This window comes from Candidatus Tisiphia endosymbiont of Neophilaenus lineatus (genome assembly GCF_964264975.1).
GTDB lineage: Bacteria > Pseudomonadota > Alphaproteobacteria > Rickettsiales > Rickettsiaceae > Tisiphia.
Map to the genome: position 1 here is coordinate 472114 of NZ_OZ183649.1, position 16814 is coordinate 488927.

The window sequence follows — 16814 nt, forward strand, 5'->3', positions numbered from 1 at the left end:
GTTAAGAGAAATGTAAATTAAGTATTGAGCAAATGTAGGGAATAATTTATAGATTATCAGTGACAATTGTTACCTAAATTTCAGTGCTATGTGTATTATTCAATCCCCAAAGAGACATCGTTTTCCAGTAAGCATTATTAGCCATGCAGTATGGTTATATCATCGAGTCAATAATAGTTACAGAGATGTACAAGAACAGATGGCCTATCGAGGTATTATTTTAAGTCATGAGACAGTAAGATTTTGGTGCAATAAATTTGCGGTTTATTTTCAAGATGTTATCAGAAAGCGAGAGAGGAAACCAACTGATAAATGGCATTTAGATGAGATGAATATTAAGATTCAAGTCGAGGTATTTATATTATGGAGAGCTGTTGACTCTGAGGGGCATGAATTAGAAGTATTACTGCAGAAGCGTCGTAACAAAAAATCAGCTATTCGTTTTTTATCAAAATTATTGGGTCATTATCCAGCTCCAAGAGTAATTGTTACTGATAAGCTCAGAAGTTACATTAAGCCGATTAAGCTTATGTGCCCTAAAACTGAGCATCGCACTCATAAAAGACTAAATAATCGTGTTGAGAATGCTCATCAACCAACTAGGCGCAACGAGAAGATATTAATTAAATTTAAGCATCCTAATTCAGCCCACTGTAAATTATCACTGATGGGAAAAGTCAGAAATATATTTGCCGTAAATGTTGGAAGATATAGTAAAACAGCAATTGAGCAAAGAATTGCATTTGCATCAGCTAAATCCATTTTGGACGAAGGCACTCAAAGACTTCTTGCTGCCTGAAATCTAAAAATATAGCTCTTTTTGATACTATTTTACTTAACTTGACGGTGCCGTAGCGGGATATAAAAAAACTTGATTATCGAGTATTAAATTATAAAACTACTTGACATGGTTTTTTTTATAGTTTAGGTTGCTTGGAAATGAGCATGGGTATTAAATGGATGCAGTAAATTCTTCTTGTAATATGTGGAATAGGGCTAGAAATAGTAAATTTAGACACGTTGTTTGGCCTATTAGATCTAACGAATTAGTAAAGTTTATACCTATGGCTTTACTAATGTTTTGTATTCTCCTTAACCAAAATCTAGTACGTAGTATCAAAGATAGCTTGTTAGTGACATTAATTAGTACGGAAGTTTTAAGCTTTATAAAACTTTGGGGTGAGATGCCTATGGGTGTCTTATTTGTAATTCTTTACTCCAAACTTTGTAATATTATGACAAATGAGCAAGTGTTTAGGATAGTAGTATCTTTTTTCTTGGGATTCTTCATATTATTTGGTTTTGTGTTGTTTCCATACCGGGAATATCTTCATCCAGATCCTGAAGTAATAGAATATTATGTTACCGTACTTCCACATTTAAAATGGTTTATCATCATTTGGGGAAAATGGAGTATTGTGTTATTTTATATAATGGGGGAGTTGTGGCCAGTAATTGTATTTACACTATTATACTGGCAACTTGCTAATAAGATTACCAGTATTGAAGAAGCTCCAAGGTTTTATACGTTTTTTTCCTTATTTGGTCAAACTAACTTACTAATATCTGGCAGTATAATTATATATTTTGCCAAAGGTGAACATTTTTTGTTACCTCTATTTTCCCATCTTAACGACAAAATAGAAATTCTCCTTAAATCGTTTATGCTAATCATTATAATTTCTGGCCTAATTTGTTTAATCTTGCATAGATTTGTTGAATTGAAAATTATAGAAACTACTAAAAATATTAGATTCAAAAATAAAAGAACCGATATACTAAAATTGGGGTTAGTTGACAGCAGCAAAATAATTTTTACATCTAAATATTTAGGAATTATTTGTGTATTAATGATTTCATATTCCATGACAATCAACCTAATTGAAGGATTATGGATGTCTAAAACCAAGCAATTATACCCTAGTACCCAAGCATTTATATCTTACACTGGTGAGGTGTTTTTTTGGACAGGAGTACTTACTTTAATTTGTGCTTTTCTAGGTAGTAGTTTAGTTAGGGTTTGTGGTTGGTTTTGGGGAGCAGTGATCACCCCTATCGTAACACTGTTATCAGGTATGATGTTTTTTACCTTTGTTGTACTAGAAAAACCTTTATTGGCAATTATGACTGGTCTTAGTTATTTTTCTCCATTAATGATAATTGTTTTTGTAGGTGGTTTGTGGCATGTTTTAGGGAAAAGCGTAAAATATTCATTGTTTGATTCTACTAAAGAAATGGTATATATACCTCTTGATAATGAAATGAAAACTAAGGGAAAGGCAGCAGTAGATGTACTTGGATACAAAGTAGGAAAATCTTCTGGAGCAATTATGCAATTCGTCTCTTTCAGTATTTTCCCAAATGCTGTACATAACGATCTAGCTGGTTTTCTGATGGTTGTTTTTTTTGTTGTTTGTATAGTTTGGATTTTGGGTGTAAAAGTCTTAAATCGATATTACAAAAACTTACTAAACCTGAGTTCGATGTAACAAGTTACATCGAATATAGAAACAATCAGGTTTGAAGCGGTTCTTCACCTGATTGTTAAATATTCATTTGCTAATAATTTTATTTTTATACTTATAAAAATAAAATTATTAGCGGTAATAGATTAAAATGCATTCGTAGAACCGCTGCAAGAATGCATTTTTTATTATAAGAAGCCAATTCGATATAAGAATTATTAATTCTTATATCGAATTAAGGTTACTAAGGTCTAACAATTATAATCCTTAAAATTGATTATTTGTGCTGTCTTAATATCTATATTAGAGTGGGAGGTGCACACAATAACTCCACCATTATTTGCTTTCAAAATAATCAAGTTATATAGTAATTCTTTGTTTTCTTGATCTAGGTTTGCTTCTACTTCATCTAATAGCCATAAATTTGACTGGCAAGCAATGAGTTTTGCTAAGGCAACTTTCTTTTGGTTACCAGCAGACAGCTTGTAACATTTCTCATGCAAAATATTATGTAACTTGAAATAGTATATCGAAGATTCTAAAGCTTCAAGGGAATCATAAATTGTAGACCAAAATTTTAGATGCTCTAATACAGTTATTTGGGATTTTAATCCAAGATTATGTCCAATATAATTACAATAAGGTTTCTTTAAATATTTACAGTTCAATGTTCTATACAAAACATTGCCACTTGTTGGATTTTGTATATTAGCTACAATTCTAAGTAGTGAAGTCTTCCCGCAACCATTTGCTCCCTGTAAATAAACTATAGATGATGGTAAAAAAGTCATACTAATATTAGTGAAGATAGTTTTTTCGTCTATAATAAAAGTGAGTTGTTCAAATGACAGCATTTATACGATTCTAAGAAATTTTTTATATAATTTACTTCAAATATTTATTTTTTCAAGTTAAGTTAAATGAAAGGCTTAGTGGTAGGTATTTTTAAGTGTATACTCAAAGTATGCCAATTCGGGATAAGAATTAACTAATTCTTATCCCGAATTGCCTTTAATATAAGGAAAAATGCATTCTTAAAGCGGTTTTGTAAATGCATTTTAAACCTTTCTAAAGCTAAAAATATGATTTTAATTTTTTAAAATCATGTTTTTAGCAAAATATTAATTTAACAATCAGATGCAGAGCCGTCTCAAATCTGATTGTTTCGATAATTTCACCGAATTTGGTATAAGAATTGACAAATTCTTATACCAAATTCGCGTAAACCCTAATGATTAAAAAAATTGGAGGAACGGGAATGAATCCTGATTATCTTAAAGAAATATCTGTAGGAGATAATCTTTATAAAATTTTTGATATAAATAAAGCGGCAAGTGATATTAATCTTGAGTTAAAGCGTCTACCTTATAGCTTAAGGATATTATTTGAAAATGTCCTGCGTCTAACTGGTAATAAAAAAAACTTGTTACTATTTAAAGAATGGCTTAAGGCTAGAAAATCTGACGCTGAGATACCGTTTATGCCGGCTAGGGTACTAATGCAGGATTTTACCGGAGTTCCTGCTATTGTTGATTTGGCTGCTATGCGTGATGCTATAAAAAAACTAGGGGGTAATCCATTAAAGATTAATCCTCTGATCCCGGTTGACCTTGTCATAGATCATTCTGTACAAGTTGATTATTATGGAACAAGTGATGCGTTTGCTAAGAATGTCAAAATGGAAGTAGCACGGAATCTAGAGCGTTATGAATTTTTGAAATGGGGGCAAGAAGCATTTGATAATTTTAGAGTAGTACCTCCAGGAACAGGAATCTGTCATCAAGTTAATTTGGAATATTTAGCCAATGTTGTGTGGAGCAAACAACAAAATGGTGTAACTTTCGCTTATCCGGATACATTAGTTGGCACAGATAGTCATACTACGATGATTAATGGTTTAGCAGTTCTTGGTTGGGGAGTTGGGGGAATTGAGGCTGAGGCGGCAATGCTCGGTCAACCTTTATCAATGATTTTACCAGAGGTAATTGGCTTTAAGTTAACTGGCTCTTTAAAGGGAATGATTACTGCTACAGATTTGGTGCTAACAGTTACTCAAATGCTAAGAAAGAAAAATGTAGTCGGCAAATTTGTTGAATTTTATGGAGCTGGGCTTTCCTGCCTTACATTGGCAGATAGGGCGACTATATCAAATATGGCTCCTGAGTATGGTGCTACTTGTGGGTTCTTCCCAATTGATAATGAGACTATAAAATACCTTAATTTTACAGCTAGAGATCAAAATAGAATAAAGCTAGTAGAGCAATATGCTAAGCTACAGTTATTATGGTTTGATCCAATAATTACTCCGGAATATACTGATATATTAGAACTGGATTTATCTACTTTAGAACCTTCCTTAGCTGGACCAAGACGTCCGCAAGATAGGGTTAACCTAAAAAATGCTGCTAGTAATTTTAAAACTGAACTACCTTCTCTAACTAGAGGTGATGTTGATATTGATAAAAAGTACCCTGTTGATGAACAATATAGTATAGGGCATGGTGATGTCGTAATAGCTGCAATCACAAGCTGTACAAATACTTCGAATCCTACTGTGATGATTGGAGCAGGCTTGCTTGCTAAGAAAGCAGTAGAACTTGGGTTGATGAAAAAACCATGGGTTAAAACTTCGTTAGCTCCTGGTTCAAAAGTAGTAACGGAATATCTGAAAAAAAGTGGACTTGACCAGTACCTAAATCATTTAGGTTTTAATCTTGTCGGCTATGGTTGTACTACTTGTATAGGCAATTCCGGTCCGCTTATGCAGGAAATAGAAGAGACTATTGCCGGGAACAATCTTGTTGTTGCTTCGGTGTTATCTGGTAACAGGAATTTTGAAGGAAGGGTACACCCTTTAACAATAGCTAGTTATTTGGCTTCTCCTCCCTTAGTCGTTGCTTATGCCCTAGCAGGTACTATGAACATTGATCTTAAAACTGACGTGATAGGTAAAGGTCATAATGGTAAGGATATATATCTTAAGGATATTTGGCCAACCCACCAAGAGATAAAAGAGTTAATAGAGCAATCTATTCACTCTAAAATGTTTAAAGACAAATATAGTGAGGTATTTTTAGGTGATAAAGAGTGGCGAGATATTAAAGTAACTAAAACTGATACTTATAATTGGAGCAAAGATAGTACTTATATCAACAATCCTCCTTATTTTGAAGGTATTGAACATATATCTAGTAACTTGCACAATATAGAATCTGCTAGAATATTAGCTATTTTTGGCAATTCTATTACGACTGATCATATATCTCCAGCCGGCAATATTAGTAAAACAAGTCCTGCTGCTAAGTATTTAACTGAGCATGGCATTCTACCTATTGATTTCAATTCTTATGGATCACGGCGTGGCAATCATGAAGTAATGATGCGAGGTACTTTTGCCAATAATAGGATAAAAAATGCCATGTGTCCCGGAATTGAAGGAGGGGTAACTATAAACCAACTAGGTAATCAAGAGAGTATCTATGATGCTGCAATGGATTATAAAGCTCATTCTGTGCCTTTAGTAATTTTTACAGGTAAAGAATATGGCTCTGGTTCATCAAGAGACTGGGCAGCAAAAGGTACTAGTTTACTTGGAGTAAAAGCAGTAATTGCTGAAAGTTTTGAAAGAATTCATAGATCAAATTTAGTGGGTATGGGTGTTTTACCGCTTGCTCTTGCTTCTTCTACTGTAAATGACTTAAAACTTGATGGTTCTGAGTATGTCACCATTACCGGCTTGAGTAATGAAATAACGCCTTATGAGCAACTTAATTGTATCATAAAGAGAAACAGTGGTATAGTTGAGACTATTAAAGTAATATTACAAGTTTTTACAGATAATGAGATAGACTATATAAAATATGGTAGTATAATGCATCTAGTAGTTAAAAATTTAAGAGATGAACATGGATCAGGAGATTAAGAAATATATAAATGCAGGGAAAACAAACCTTATAGTAATTTATATATTATTTCTGTGCGGAGTAGTTGCACCGTTATTACCTATTATTGGAGCAGTTTTTGCATATATTAATAAGGATATTAAAGATGGACTTTTAGCTAGCCATTACACTTTTATATTACGTACTTTTTGCATAGGATTTATTGGTATTATAATATCTATGATAACCACTATAATACTAATTGGTCCGGTGTTATACGCATGCTTGTTTGTTTGGTTTATATTAAGAATCGCTATAGGTCTCAAATATTTGTTGAATGATACAGGACATCCAAACTATATGACTTACTGGATAAAATAATGTTTCTTGAAACCGTACTTGGAAAGCAAACTAAATATGCAGATTTGTATGACAATAGTTTACTACACCCAATCAGTCGTAAATTTGCTAGAGATAGCTTACAGATAGTAGGTTCTTTGCCGTTTAATGGATTTGACATTTGGAATTGTTATGAAGTTTCTTGGCTAAGCCCAAGTGGTAAACCTGAAGTAAAAATATTGGAGTTCATGGTAAGTTGTGAGTCGTCTAATATTGTAGAATCAAAATCACTAAAGCTTTATTTAAATTCTTTTAATAATACTAAGTTTGATAATAGAGACCAAGTAAAAGAATTAATTGCAAAGGACTTAAGTTTGGTATTTCAAGCACCTGTAACTGTTTCTATAAAAGATTTAGAATCATATGAGGGAATAAAGCTGCAGTCCTTTTCAGGCATAAATTTGGATAAACTGGAGGTGACAATTACTAGTTTTGAGACTAGTCAAAATTTGCCAAAATTGTCTGAAGACAATACGCAAGTAGTAGATGAGGTGCTATATTCTAATTTGTTAAAATCGAATTGTTTAGTTACTAACCAGCCAGATTGGGCATCAGTACAAATTAGTTATAGAGGCAAGAAAATTGATCATAGTTCTTTGTTAAAATATTTATTATCATTCCGTAATCATAATAAATTTCATGAACAATGCGTTGAGCGTATTTTTTGTGATATTAATAAGTTTTGTACTCCCGATCAATTAACTGTTTATGCGAGATATACAAGACGTGGTGGCATAGATATTAACCCTATACGCTCCAATTGCAACCTAGAGGTTACAAACCTTAATAATATAAGACATATTCGTCAATAATAATGCTTAGTGGTAGTATCAATTTAGAGTATATTTATATTAAAATGGAGAAAATATGGGCAAAAATAAGTTAAACTCAAATAAAAAACTACCCCCGGATATTCAATTAAAGGACAATTCAGATAGTTCTGAAATGAAATCTGAAACAATAGACAATTTGGTTAGTCAATTATCGAGATTATCAAAAGAGTATACTGATATAGTAAATTCTGCAATTTCTAAAAATTTAGCAGTTGTTAATAGTCGTATTAGAGTAACCGAAGATATATTTAATCAACTCTTATCATCGATGAGTAAAGGGATGCAGGAGAATGTTGTCCTTACTAAAGATTTGTTAAAATGTAAGGGGTTACCAGATTTAGCTTTGTACAGCGGAAAATGTTTGAAATATATTGTACTAATATGATGAATTCTTCCATTGAGGTTGCTCGTAATATACGAAAATTTGAATAGGTAGTAAGTTTGGAACAATTCCAAAATTGAGGTTATTTAAGAGTGTTAGATGTTTGAGCGATTACTTGATTTTTCTTCTATATATTTTATTATGCAAGGGATGGTAGTAACACTGAAATACAGTATAGTTTCAGTGTTATTAGGGTTGATTATTGGTATCTTACTAGCAATTTGTAAGGTAAGTAAAAGTTGTGCGTTAAGACTGTTTGCTAATTTCTATACATCTGTTTTTCTTGGTACTCCGTTACTTATACAACTTAGCATAATTTATTTTGGTTTACCTAGTGTAATTGGCATTAAGCTTGGTGTCTTCGTTGCTGGTAGCATAGCTTTCTCATTAAACTCCGGGGCATATGTTTCGGAAATAATTAGAGCTGGAATTAATAGTGTTGATAAAGGACAGATTGAGGCAGCTAAAGCATTAGCTATACCCGAGAGATTAATGATGAAAGATATTATCTTGCCCCAAGCCATAAGAAATATCTTACCTTCACTGGTTAATGAGCTTATTAATTTAATCAAAGAATCATCAATTATATCAATGATCGGTGAAATGGATTTAATGCGTAGAGCTCAGTTAGTATCGCTTGAAAGTTATACTTATTTTACCCCTATGTTAATAGCAGGACTTTGTTACTATGTTATGGTAATAATTATCAGTAAATTAGCTAAAATTATTGAAAAAAGACTAGTAATTGGAGTGGAGTAACCCCAATTCGGGATAAGAATTGACAAATTCTTATCCCAAATTTGCATAAGTAGGATTTATTTATAATATGTACTTAAGTGAAATATGTATAAAACGTCCAGTATTTGCAACAGTATTGAGTCTAGTGGTTGTTATTTTAGGGGCGGTATTTTTTCCTAAACTGCAAATTAGGGGTATTCCCGATATTTCTTTTCCTGTAATAACAGTATATGCAAATTACCCTGGGGCAGATGCTCTTTATATGGAGAAAGAGATAACAACTCGTATTGAGAAAGCACTAAAAACTGTCAAGAACCTTGATACTATCACTTCACAAAGCTATACAGGTAGCAGTCATATTACTTTAATATTTCTATCATCGGCTGATATAGAAACAGCCTTAAACGATGTTAGGTCTAAAATTTCTAATATAAGTTCCATATTCCCCCAAGATATGAGCATGCCGTATGTTGCTAAGATGGATGCAGATAATTTACCTAGTTTGTATTTAAGTATCAGTAGTGATGTATATGATGATTTACAATTAACCCAAATTGTTCAAGATAGCGTAAAACCCATTTTAGAAAAACTTGAAACAATAGGTCAGGTTGAGATATATGGTGCTAAAGAGTACTCTATGCGTATAGAACCAGACCCGGTAAAATTATATCAGCATAAAATGTCAGTGTTAGAAATGGAGAGTGCTATAAAAAAACAAAATATCTATTATCCAGCAGGAACTATTAAAACAGCTGCACGTGATTTTACTGTAAGATTAGATGGCTCTTTAAGTAAACCGGAAGAGTTTGAAAAAATTATACTAAAAGTGAAAGATGCTAATATATTAAAGTTACGAGATATTGCTAAAATATATTTAGCCCCTCCAGATACTGAGGTAATTTTTAGATATAACGGAAAAAACTCTATAGCACTTGGTCTTATAAAACAATCGAAGGCAAACATATTTGATTTATCCCAAGAGGTTAGATATTCACTAGATAAAATAAAAAAAAATCTACCTAAAGGTATAACAATTGATATAGCCCATGATTCATCAATTCCAGTTAGGGCTTCAATCAGATCAGTGTTCTTCACTATCATGGAAGCATTAGTTTTGGTTATGGTAGTAATATATCTGTTCTTGGCATCAGTAAAAATCACCCTCATACCATTTGTAACTGTTCCGATATCATTAATTGGTACATTTATTGTTATGTATTATTTAGGATTTTCTATCAATATATTTACCCTTTTAGCAATGATATTAGCTATTGGCTTGGTAGTAGATGATGCAATAGTAATGTTAGAAAACATTTTTAGGTACAATGAGATGGGGCATTCTCCTATAGAAGCTGCCTTTCTTGCATCTAAGGAAATTGGTTTTGCCATTGTAGCGATTACTATAACACTTGTTTCAGTATTCTTACCAATAGGTTTGATAGATGGATTTATTGGTAAGTTATTCATTGAATTTGCTTGGACCTTAGCATTCTGCGTTTTATTTTCTGGTTTTGTGGCGATTACTTTAACGCCAATGATGGCAAGTCGCATGATTGGTAAAAATGATCGACCTCCTTTAGGGTTTTTAGTTCAATTTGATCAGTTCATTAAATTAGTACAAAGCAAGTATTTGTACTATTTAAATCTTGCTCTTGATCATAAAAAGAAATTCTCACTTATTATTGCACTATCTTTAGTTGTACTAGTTGTTAGTTTGATCTTTGTCAAAAAAGTTTTTATTCCCCAGGAAGATGATGGGTTTTTACAAGTTTTCTTCACTGGTCTTCAAGGTTCTAGTATTAAACAATCAGAGAAAACAGTAGTGGAAGCTGAAAAAATACTTAGTTCTCATAAAGATATAGCCGGTTATTTGACAATAATTGGCTCTGGAGGTAGTAACAGTGCTTTTGCTTTCGTACCTCTTAAAGATTGGAAAGAAAGATCAAAGTCACAAGAAGCTATAAAAAATATGCTTAATAAGCAATTTCAACAAATAGCAGGAATGTCGATTTTTGTTCAAAATACACCTTCATTGGTTAGTGGTAATGCTAGAAATGCTGTCGAATTTACTTTACAGACCTCACTTGAATATGATGAGTTAGATCAAATATCACAGAAATTTGTTAATAGAATGAAGAAATATCCAGTTTTTATCAATGTAGGTAGTGATTTAAATTCTTCTATGCCGACAATTGACGTAATTGTTAACCGAGATAAAGCTTATCTGCTTGGTGTGAGTTTAGAAAATATAGGGATAACATTGCAATATTTGCTGGCAGGAAGAAAAATTGGTGATTTCAGAATGGGCAATAATCTGTATGATATAACTATGCAATATAACCTAAAATACCGTAATAGTACCGATCATTTTAGTAAGATACTGATACCAACCAATAAACCAACTAATAATTTGCTGCCATTAAGTGTAGTTGCTAATATGGTTGAGAAAGTGTCTATTGAGTCTTATAACCACTATAATAATTCTAGATCGGTAACGATTTCGTCAGGTTTAGCTCCAAACCAAAAAATTACCGATGCCATAAATTCGATAAATACTATAGCTGATGAATTATTGGATAGTAGCACAACTATATTAGAATATATTGGAGAGATTAAAAGAATGACAGAATCACAAAGTAATCTTATTGTTACTTTCTTATTTGCTTTGTTGTTTATTTATTTAGTGCTTTCGGCCCAATTTGAAAGTTTTACTGATCCTATATTAATACTTATTGCTGTACCATTCTCAATTACTGGAGGGGTATTAATGCTCTTAATATGTGGTAATACGCTTAATATGTATAGTAATATTGGTTTGATCACTTTAATTGGTTTGATAACAAAAAATTCTATTATGATAGTAGAATTTGCTAATAACTTAAGAGACCAAGGACTAAGTGTTAGAGAAGCTGTAACTAGAGCCTCTAGCTTAAGACTTAGACCTATTCTAATGACTACTCTATCAACTATTTTTGGTGCAATGTCATTAGTGATTAGTTCTGGAGCAGGAGCAGCCGCTCAAAATTCTATTGGTTTGGTAATAGTTGGTGGAATGAGTATAGGAACTCTTTTCACTATATTTGTTATTCCAGTTTTATATCAAAGTTTTAAAAGGGAATATATTCAAATAAATGAATTGAAGAATTAGATAATTTTTTACAAAAAATCTATTAGTGGGGGAATAATTTTGATTATACTAGGAATTGACCCATCTTTAGCTGGTATGGGATGGGGGGTAATCGATACCGCTCCTCTGAAATATTTAGGTAGTGGGGTCATAAAGACTAAATCAAGCGAAGCAATGCATAAAAGGCTAGCTTTCATTAGCTCGTCCTTGCAAAAGATAATAGTACAATATAAACCTGCTATTGTTGCTATGGAGGAGACATTTGTTAATATGAATAGTGTTTCATCTTTAAAATTGGGATATGCTAGAGGAGCAGTCATGTCACTTATAGGAGGATATGATATTGCTTTTCAAGAATTTAAACCTAATGTTATCAAAAAATCTGTAGTGGGTTATGGTCATGCTGAAAAAAATCAGGTTCTGCAAATGATTAAACTTTTACTACCAGGAGCAATTGCAATCAGTAACTTTGATGAAGCAGATGCCCTTGCAGTGGCTTATGTTTGTTGGGCTTATACCTCAAAACCTCCTATAATTGAATTATAGCAATTCTTTACCTTTTTCTTCTTCTTTTTGCTTACCTTTAAATTTTGTCAGAAACTCATCTGTTATGTATATAAGACTCATACTAAAGCTAAGGAATGGAGAATCTAATATAATAGTACAACTACCATCGGCAAATCTAATCTCCTTATTACCTAATACCAATTGCAATAATGAACACGGTGTATTTATCCAATCTCTATACATAATTGATTTTACTAAATCTACATTATGAGCAAGTTGATTCCAAGCGTAACAAGCCATAGTAACGATATCTTCATATACACCATAACATTGGTTAGACAAGAAATGATTTTTAATCCATTCCCAAACTTGTTCCATTGCATTAAGTTCCGGTGCATAGGGCGGAAGCGGTATCAAAGTGATATTGCTTGGCACAGTTAGTTTTTTGGCTGTGTGCCAACCTGCATTATCCGTTAGTAAAGCTATATGTCGGTTGCCTTGAATACTGCGAGAAAGCTCTTCTAAGAATTTATTCATTGCCTGTGTGTTTGCATATGGTAAAATTAATGCACAAGCTTCTCCTGTCTCATGGCAAGCAGCTCCGTAAATATATGTTGAAATAAATTGCTGTTGCCGAACTTTACGGGGTCTAGTGCCACGCTTAGCCCATATATGAGTTAAGCTACCTTGTTGCCCAACTCTAGTTTCATCCTGAGACCATATATCAACTTTACATCTATCGATATTTTTTGCTAATAATTTTGTTAACATGTCTGGAAAGTTTTTTTATATCTATTTTGAGTCTCTTGATTTGACTTTGGATGCATTGAACGAGAAGTAATCCAGCTAAAACCAAGGCGGTGCATAGTATTGTAGACTGTTTTTAAAGCACATTTAGCACCATATTCCTCAACTAACATGATATGTAGCTCCTTTCCAGTTATATACCCACCAGTTTTACTTTCACTGAGCGTATTGATTTTATCAAAAATAGCAGACTCTTGTATACTGTTAATCTTCCTAGGGGCACCGCTTCTTTGTGATTCAAATAATCCTTCAAAACCATGATTCCTAAATCTTCTGAGCGATGATTGCACAGTTTTCCAGTGTGACTTCACTATTTCAGATATGGCTTTAAAAGATTTGCCTAATTGAAGGTGATACATCGCCAATAAACGTATACGATTTCGACCATGCGGTTCATGTTTCATCATTTTTATAAAATCATGACCATGAAAACCTTGTGGTAATATTAACCTAGCCATTTGAGTACCTTTTATCAGTTAAAAACCCATCTTAGACCACTGCGTTAATTATTGCAATTGGTATAACCAATGTTATGGTGTATATGAAGATATCGTTACTATGGCTTGTTACGCTTGGAATCAACTTGCTCATAATGTAGATTTAGTAAAATCAATTATGTATAGAGATTGGATAAATACACCGTGTTCATTATTGCAATTGGTATAATAGATGGTGGTATGTCCACCGATATCGGCTAGCATGAGAAGATATCAAACGACCCCACGGTGCTATTTCTGTCAAGGAGATGGTATTGATGTAAATTGTAATCATCTTTTGCCCCCCTATTATAATAAACTATTGACCCCTCTAACCACATAAAAAAATTAGTTAATGTTGGTTGAAATTCAGATAGAATTTTCTAAAATTATTAGAATTTTTAATTCATACCATAGTCTATTATTTTAATCTTTAATCTACATCTTTGCCTCCTCTAAAACTTTTATTACCAATTTCTATGATTTGACAATGATGCGTTATCCTATCAATAATTGCCTTTGTTGCCTTAGGATTACCAAATATATCCCCCCATTCTTCAAACCTTAAATGGGTCGTTACAATGAACGAAGATTGTTCGTATAATTTAGCAAACAGCTCAAATAATAAGAATCTAGCCTCGGCTTTTATTGGTATATAGCTCAGTTCATCTATCCAATAACATTTACAAGATTCAACAAATGAGGTTTTGTCGTATGTTGTAAATGGTAAAAGAATTAGGTATAATAAAATAAAAAATATAGCTATTAGAAATAGACCTATTAATTAACGTACTTATTTTTATATGATGAAAATTAACCAAATAATATCATTAATTAAAAACTTAGAAGAAGATTACACATTACTATTTCATGACGTTATTGGCAGTTTTATTAGCGAGATAACCGATCCGGATAATTTTGATGAAAATTCAGCAGAAGTTAATCTTCTAGAGTTAAGTAATAAATTAGGCGAGAATATTACCAATTATATGATTTATGGTGCAACAGAGTTTTTTCTGAGTAACGAATATCCACATAGGATTACTAAAACACATTGGAATTGTATTGATCACTTGTTAAAAACTCAAGGGGATTCTTTTACTGATATGGACAAAAAGTATTTGCTAGGGTTACGAGATTCTTACATGTGTATTTATAAAGTAGCAGATGTACATAGAGGAAAGAATCTGACTTTGACTAACATGATTGAGAGCAAGCACAAACCAATTATCATACAAGGCATAGACAGTAACCAAGATATAGAGATAGGAGATATTATAGGGTGTCGTGTAGTGAAGGTAAATCAGGAGTATTTACTATCATCAGTTTGTTTAGTATTAACTTCTAAAGCAGTGAGCAACGCTATCAAGATGATAAAACAAATATCTAAGATGGCGTTAACCAAAGAAAGTCTTAAATTATACATGAAAATTTATAAAGACCCTGAATTAATGTTTAAAAAGATGTGGGCTAAAGAAATCATGGAACAATGGTTCTTATATGCTAGAGAACCTTACACATTAAATTGATTAATACCATAAAGGTTTCGTTATAAAAACTAAACCTTCATACAACCAAGTAAATTATCAAATAATAAAAAAAATATGACCTTTAACCCTTTGAGCAATACAACAACTGAAAGTATTAATAGGATTTTAGATGAGCATAAACTACCTAGAATGAGGGTAGGTACTGATGACTTTAAAACGTTATTGTTAAATAGTGATGTATTTGTTGATAAAAGCTTAATGATCAAAGAATTACTAGAAGACAGTGGAGAAGTAATTCTAATTACCCGACCAAGACGTTGGGGTAAGAGCTTGAACATGGATATGATTAGAAGATTCTTTGAAATGGAAATAGATGAAAAAGGCAAGCCTTTAGCTCAAGAAAAGAGAGTAAATCATAAACTCTTTACTGGAGGCATAGTAGATTTGGACTTTGATGAAACCAAAGAGTTACAGCCTTTAAAAATATCCATTCATAAAAATATAATAAAGCGTCAAGGTCAATTTCCAGTAATATATATAAATTTTAAAGAAGTGAAGGGGAATAATTATAAGGAAATTGTTAGTAGCATTATAGATCAAATAATAGAATTATTTGAAAGATTTAATTATTTAGAACAATATATTCAAGAAGATAATAAATTTTTCAGTATTCCGCAAAAAGTAAAGTTAAAAAATTATCTAAGTGGTGACATTAATATAAGCTATTTAAAAAATAGCCTGAAGTTTTTAAGTCAAATATTGTATAAACATTTTAAACAAAAAGTATACATATTAATAGATGAATATGATACACCAATTAATAATGCGTATTTAGAATTTGATCATAAAACAAAAGAATTTGAGCAGATTCTTAAGTTATTTAGAGGAATATTTGGGAGCAGCTTAAAAACGAATCCCTACTTAGAGAAAGGCGTAATTACTGGGATATTACGGATAGCTAAGGCTAATTTGTTTTCAGATTTGAATAATGTTACTGAATATACATTACTTGATGATGATTGCTCTAAGTTCTATGGCTTCACTCAAGCAGAGGTAGATGATTTGCTTACAAAAGTACCGCTCGACACTAATACTGAACAAATTAAGGATTGGTATAATGGTTATACATTTGGTGGAGAGGTCATGTACAATCCGTGGTCACTAATGCAATGTTTAGCACACAAAGGTAAGCTTGATTATTATTGGCTAGATAGTGGAGGCACAGGTCTTGTTGATAAAGCATTATTGTCAGACGAAATGCAAGAAGATTTACAGAGCTTAGCTGCTGGAAAAAGTATTATCTCACATATTACCAAACAAATAAGTTTTGCTGATATCAATAAGCCAGTAGGATTGCTCAGTTTATTACTGTTCAGCGGTTATTTAAATCCTACTGCCAAAATATCAGAAAAAAATATCTATGAGCTATCTATCCCTAATTATGAACTAAAATATATCTATGAAACAAGAGTACTACAATGGGTTACTGATCAATTAAAAATTGATAGCTCTAGATATTATTAGTTTATTGCCAACAGGTAAAGTAGAGGAATTTAAAGAGTGTTTACAAGAATTGTTGCTAAATTCTACTAGTTTTCATCAAACAGGAGAGAAAAAGGCAGAATTATTTTATAGCGGCTTTATGCTTGGTTTAATTAATATGTTAGCACCTAGTTCATAATAGCAAGTGAACAGGAGTCAGGAAGTGG

At 32.2% G+C, this 16814-nt stretch carries 16 protein-coding genes; 12 read left to right on the forward strand and 4 right to left on the reverse strand.

The features are described from left to right. Nucleotides 1-88 precede the first annotated feature (88 nt). Together ACFE3K_RS02880 and ACFE3K_RS02885 are read left to right on the forward strand one after the other, a co-directional pair. Nucleotides 89-799, forward strand: a complete 711-nt coding sequence (locus ACFE3K_RS02880; RefSeq protein ID WP_375359285.1) for an IS6 family transposase — start codon at nucleotides 89-91, stop codon at nucleotides 797-799. Nucleotides 800-956: 157 nt separating this feature from the next. Continuing rightward, entirely contained in the window at nucleotides 957-2489 is a 1533-nt protein-coding gene (locus ACFE3K_RS02885; protein ID WP_375359286.1) for an Npt1/Npt2 family nucleotide transporter, read from the forward strand. A gap of 227 nt (nucleotides 2490-2716) precedes the next feature. Here ACFE3K_RS02885 and ccmA read toward each other — a convergent pair whose 3' ends face one another. Next, nucleotides 2717-3319, reverse strand: coding sequence for a heme ABC exporter ATP-binding protein CcmA (gene ccmA, locus ACFE3K_RS02890; protein WP_375359287.1), 603 nt, complete (start codon nucleotides 3317-3319; stop codon nucleotides 2717-2719). Nucleotides 3320-3723: 404 nt separating this feature from the next. On the opposite strand from ccmA, the gene acnA reads away from it, so the two are divergent. The 7 genes from acnA (at nucleotide 3724) to ruvC (ending at nucleotide 12371) form a co-directional block, all read left to right on the forward strand. Further along, the gene (gene acnA, locus ACFE3K_RS02895; RefSeq protein ID WP_375359464.1) at nucleotides 3724-6387 is read left to right on the forward strand and encodes an aconitate hydratase AcnA; all 2664 of its coding nucleotides are present in this window, start codon (nucleotides 3724-3726) and stop codon (nucleotides 6385-6387) included. After that, complete coding sequence (locus tag ACFE3K_RS02900) at nucleotides 6371-6727, forward strand: hypothetical protein (protein WP_375359288.1); 357 nt, start codon at nucleotides 6371-6373, stop codon at nucleotides 6725-6727. Before acnA ends, ACFE3K_RS02900 begins: the two co-directional genes overlap by 17 nt. Beyond that, nucleotides 6727-7557 carry an NADPH-dependent 7-cyano-7-deazaguanine reductase QueF gene (gene queF / locus ACFE3K_RS02905; RefSeq protein WP_375359289.1) on the forward strand — a complete coding sequence of 277 codons (831 nt, stop codon included), beginning with the start codon at nucleotides 6727-6729 and terminating at the stop codon, nucleotides 7555-7557. Before ACFE3K_RS02900 ends, queF begins: the two co-directional genes overlap by 1 nt. Before the next feature lie 55 nt (nucleotides 7558-7612). Then, on the forward strand, nucleotides 7613-7963 hold the full coding sequence (locus tag ACFE3K_RS02910; RefSeq protein WP_375359290.1) for a hypothetical protein: 351 nt from the start codon (nucleotides 7613-7615) through the stop codon (nucleotides 7961-7963). Nucleotides 7964-8059: 96 nt separating this feature from the next. Then, nucleotides 8060-8719, forward strand: a complete 660-nt coding sequence (locus ACFE3K_RS02915) for an amino acid ABC transporter permease (protein WP_375359291.1) — start codon at nucleotides 8060-8062, stop codon at nucleotides 8717-8719. Nucleotides 8720-8786: 67 nt separating this feature from the next. Beyond that, nucleotides 8787-11846, forward strand: a complete 3060-nt coding sequence (locus tag ACFE3K_RS02920) for an efflux RND transporter permease subunit (protein ID WP_375359292.1) — start codon at nucleotides 8787-8789, stop codon at nucleotides 11844-11846. Nucleotides 11847-11885: 39 nt separating this feature from the next. After that, the gene (gene ruvC / locus ACFE3K_RS02925; protein WP_375359293.1) at nucleotides 11886-12371 is read left to right on the forward strand and encodes a crossover junction endodeoxyribonuclease RuvC; all 486 of its coding nucleotides are present in this window, start codon (nucleotides 11886-11888) and stop codon (nucleotides 12369-12371) included. On the opposite strand, the gene ACFE3K_RS02930 is transcribed toward ruvC, so the two are convergent. From ACFE3K_RS02930 to ACFE3K_RS02940, 3 genes are all read right to left on the reverse strand, one after another. Continuing rightward, nucleotides 12366-13103, reverse strand: coding sequence for an IS630 family transposase (locus ACFE3K_RS02930; RefSeq protein ID WP_375359294.1), 738 nt, complete (start codon nucleotides 13101-13103; stop codon nucleotides 12366-12368). The genes ruvC and ACFE3K_RS02930 overlap by 6 nt on opposite strands. Then, entirely contained in the window at nucleotides 13097-13597 is a 501-nt protein-coding gene (locus tag ACFE3K_RS02935) for a helix-turn-helix domain-containing protein (RefSeq protein ID WP_375358543.1), read from the reverse strand. The genes ACFE3K_RS02930 and ACFE3K_RS02935 overlap by 7 nt, the downstream gene beginning before the upstream one ends. 451 nt (nucleotides 13598-14048) lie before the next feature. Next, entirely contained in the window at nucleotides 14049-14396 is a 348-nt protein-coding gene (locus tag ACFE3K_RS02940) for an ATP-binding protein (RefSeq protein WP_375359465.1), read from the reverse strand. 22 nt (nucleotides 14397-14418) lie between these two features. On the opposite strand from ACFE3K_RS02940, the gene ACFE3K_RS02945 reads away from it, so the two are divergent. The 3 genes from ACFE3K_RS02945 to ACFE3K_RS02955 all read left to right on the forward strand — a co-directional run bounded on the left by ACFE3K_RS02945 (nucleotide 14419) and on the right by ACFE3K_RS02955 (nucleotide 16786). After that, the gene (locus tag ACFE3K_RS02945) at nucleotides 14419-15144 is read left to right on the forward strand and encodes a hypothetical protein (protein ID WP_342259684.1); all 726 of its coding nucleotides are present in this window, start codon (nucleotides 14419-14421) and stop codon (nucleotides 15142-15144) included. A gap of 75 nt (nucleotides 15145-15219) precedes the next feature. After that, entirely contained in the window at nucleotides 15220-16629 is a 1410-nt protein-coding gene (locus tag ACFE3K_RS02950) for an AAA family ATPase (protein ID WP_375359295.1), read from the forward strand. Nucleotides 16630-16633: 4 nt separating this feature from the next. Beyond that, on the forward strand, nucleotides 16634-16786 hold the full coding sequence (locus tag ACFE3K_RS02955) for a hypothetical protein (RefSeq protein WP_375359297.1): 153 nt from the start codon (nucleotides 16634-16636) through the stop codon (nucleotides 16784-16786). Nucleotides 16787-16814: the final 28 nt, after the last annotated feature.

What these genes read in the sequence shown, in the direction of transcription:
- ACFE3K_RS02880 (WP_375359285.1), top strand. Translation starts at nt 89, where the DNA reads ATGTGTATTATTCAATCCCCAAAGAGACATCGTTTTCCAGTAAGCATT.
- ACFE3K_RS02885 (WP_375359286.1), top strand. Translation starts at nt 957, where the DNA reads ATGGATGCAGTAAATTCTTCTTGTAATATGTGGAATAGGGCTAGAAAT.
- ccmA (WP_375359287.1), bottom strand. Translation starts at nt 3,319, where the DNA reads ATGCTGTCATTTGAACAACTCACTTTTATTATAGACGAAAAAACTATC.
- acnA (WP_375359464.1), top strand. Translation starts at nt 3,724, where the DNA reads ATGAATCCTGATTATCTTAAAGAAATATCTGTAGGAGATAATCTTTAT.
- ACFE3K_RS02900 (WP_375359288.1), top strand. Translation starts at nt 6,371, where the DNA reads ATGGATCAGGAGATTAAGAAATATATAAATGCAGGGAAAACAAACCTT.
- queF (WP_375359289.1), top strand. Translation starts at nt 6,727, where the DNA reads ATGTTTCTTGAAACCGTACTTGGAAAGCAAACTAAATATGCAGATTTG.
- ACFE3K_RS02910 (WP_375359290.1), top strand. Translation starts at nt 7,613, where the DNA reads ATGGGCAAAAATAAGTTAAACTCAAATAAAAAACTACCCCCGGATATT.
- ACFE3K_RS02915 (WP_375359291.1), top strand. Translation starts at nt 8,060, where the DNA reads ATGTTTGAGCGATTACTTGATTTTTCTTCTATATATTTTATTATGCAA.
- ACFE3K_RS02920 (WP_375359292.1), top strand. Translation starts at nt 8,787, where the DNA reads ATGTACTTAAGTGAAATATGTATAAAACGTCCAGTATTTGCAACAGTA.
- ACFE3K_RS02930 (WP_375359294.1), bottom strand. Translation starts at nt 13,103, where the DNA reads ATGTTAACAAAATTATTAGCAAAAAATATCGATAGATGTAAAGTTGAT.
- ACFE3K_RS02935 (WP_375358543.1), bottom strand. Translation starts at nt 13,597, where the DNA reads ATGGCTAGGTTAATATTACCACAAGGTTTTCATGGTCATGATTTTATA.
- ACFE3K_RS02945 (WP_342259684.1), top strand. Translation starts at nt 14,419, where the DNA reads ATGATGAAAATTAACCAAATAATATCATTAATTAAAAACTTAGAAGAA.
- ACFE3K_RS02950 (WP_375359295.1), top strand. Translation starts at nt 15,220, where the DNA reads ATGACCTTTAACCCTTTGAGCAATACAACAACTGAAAGTATTAATAGG.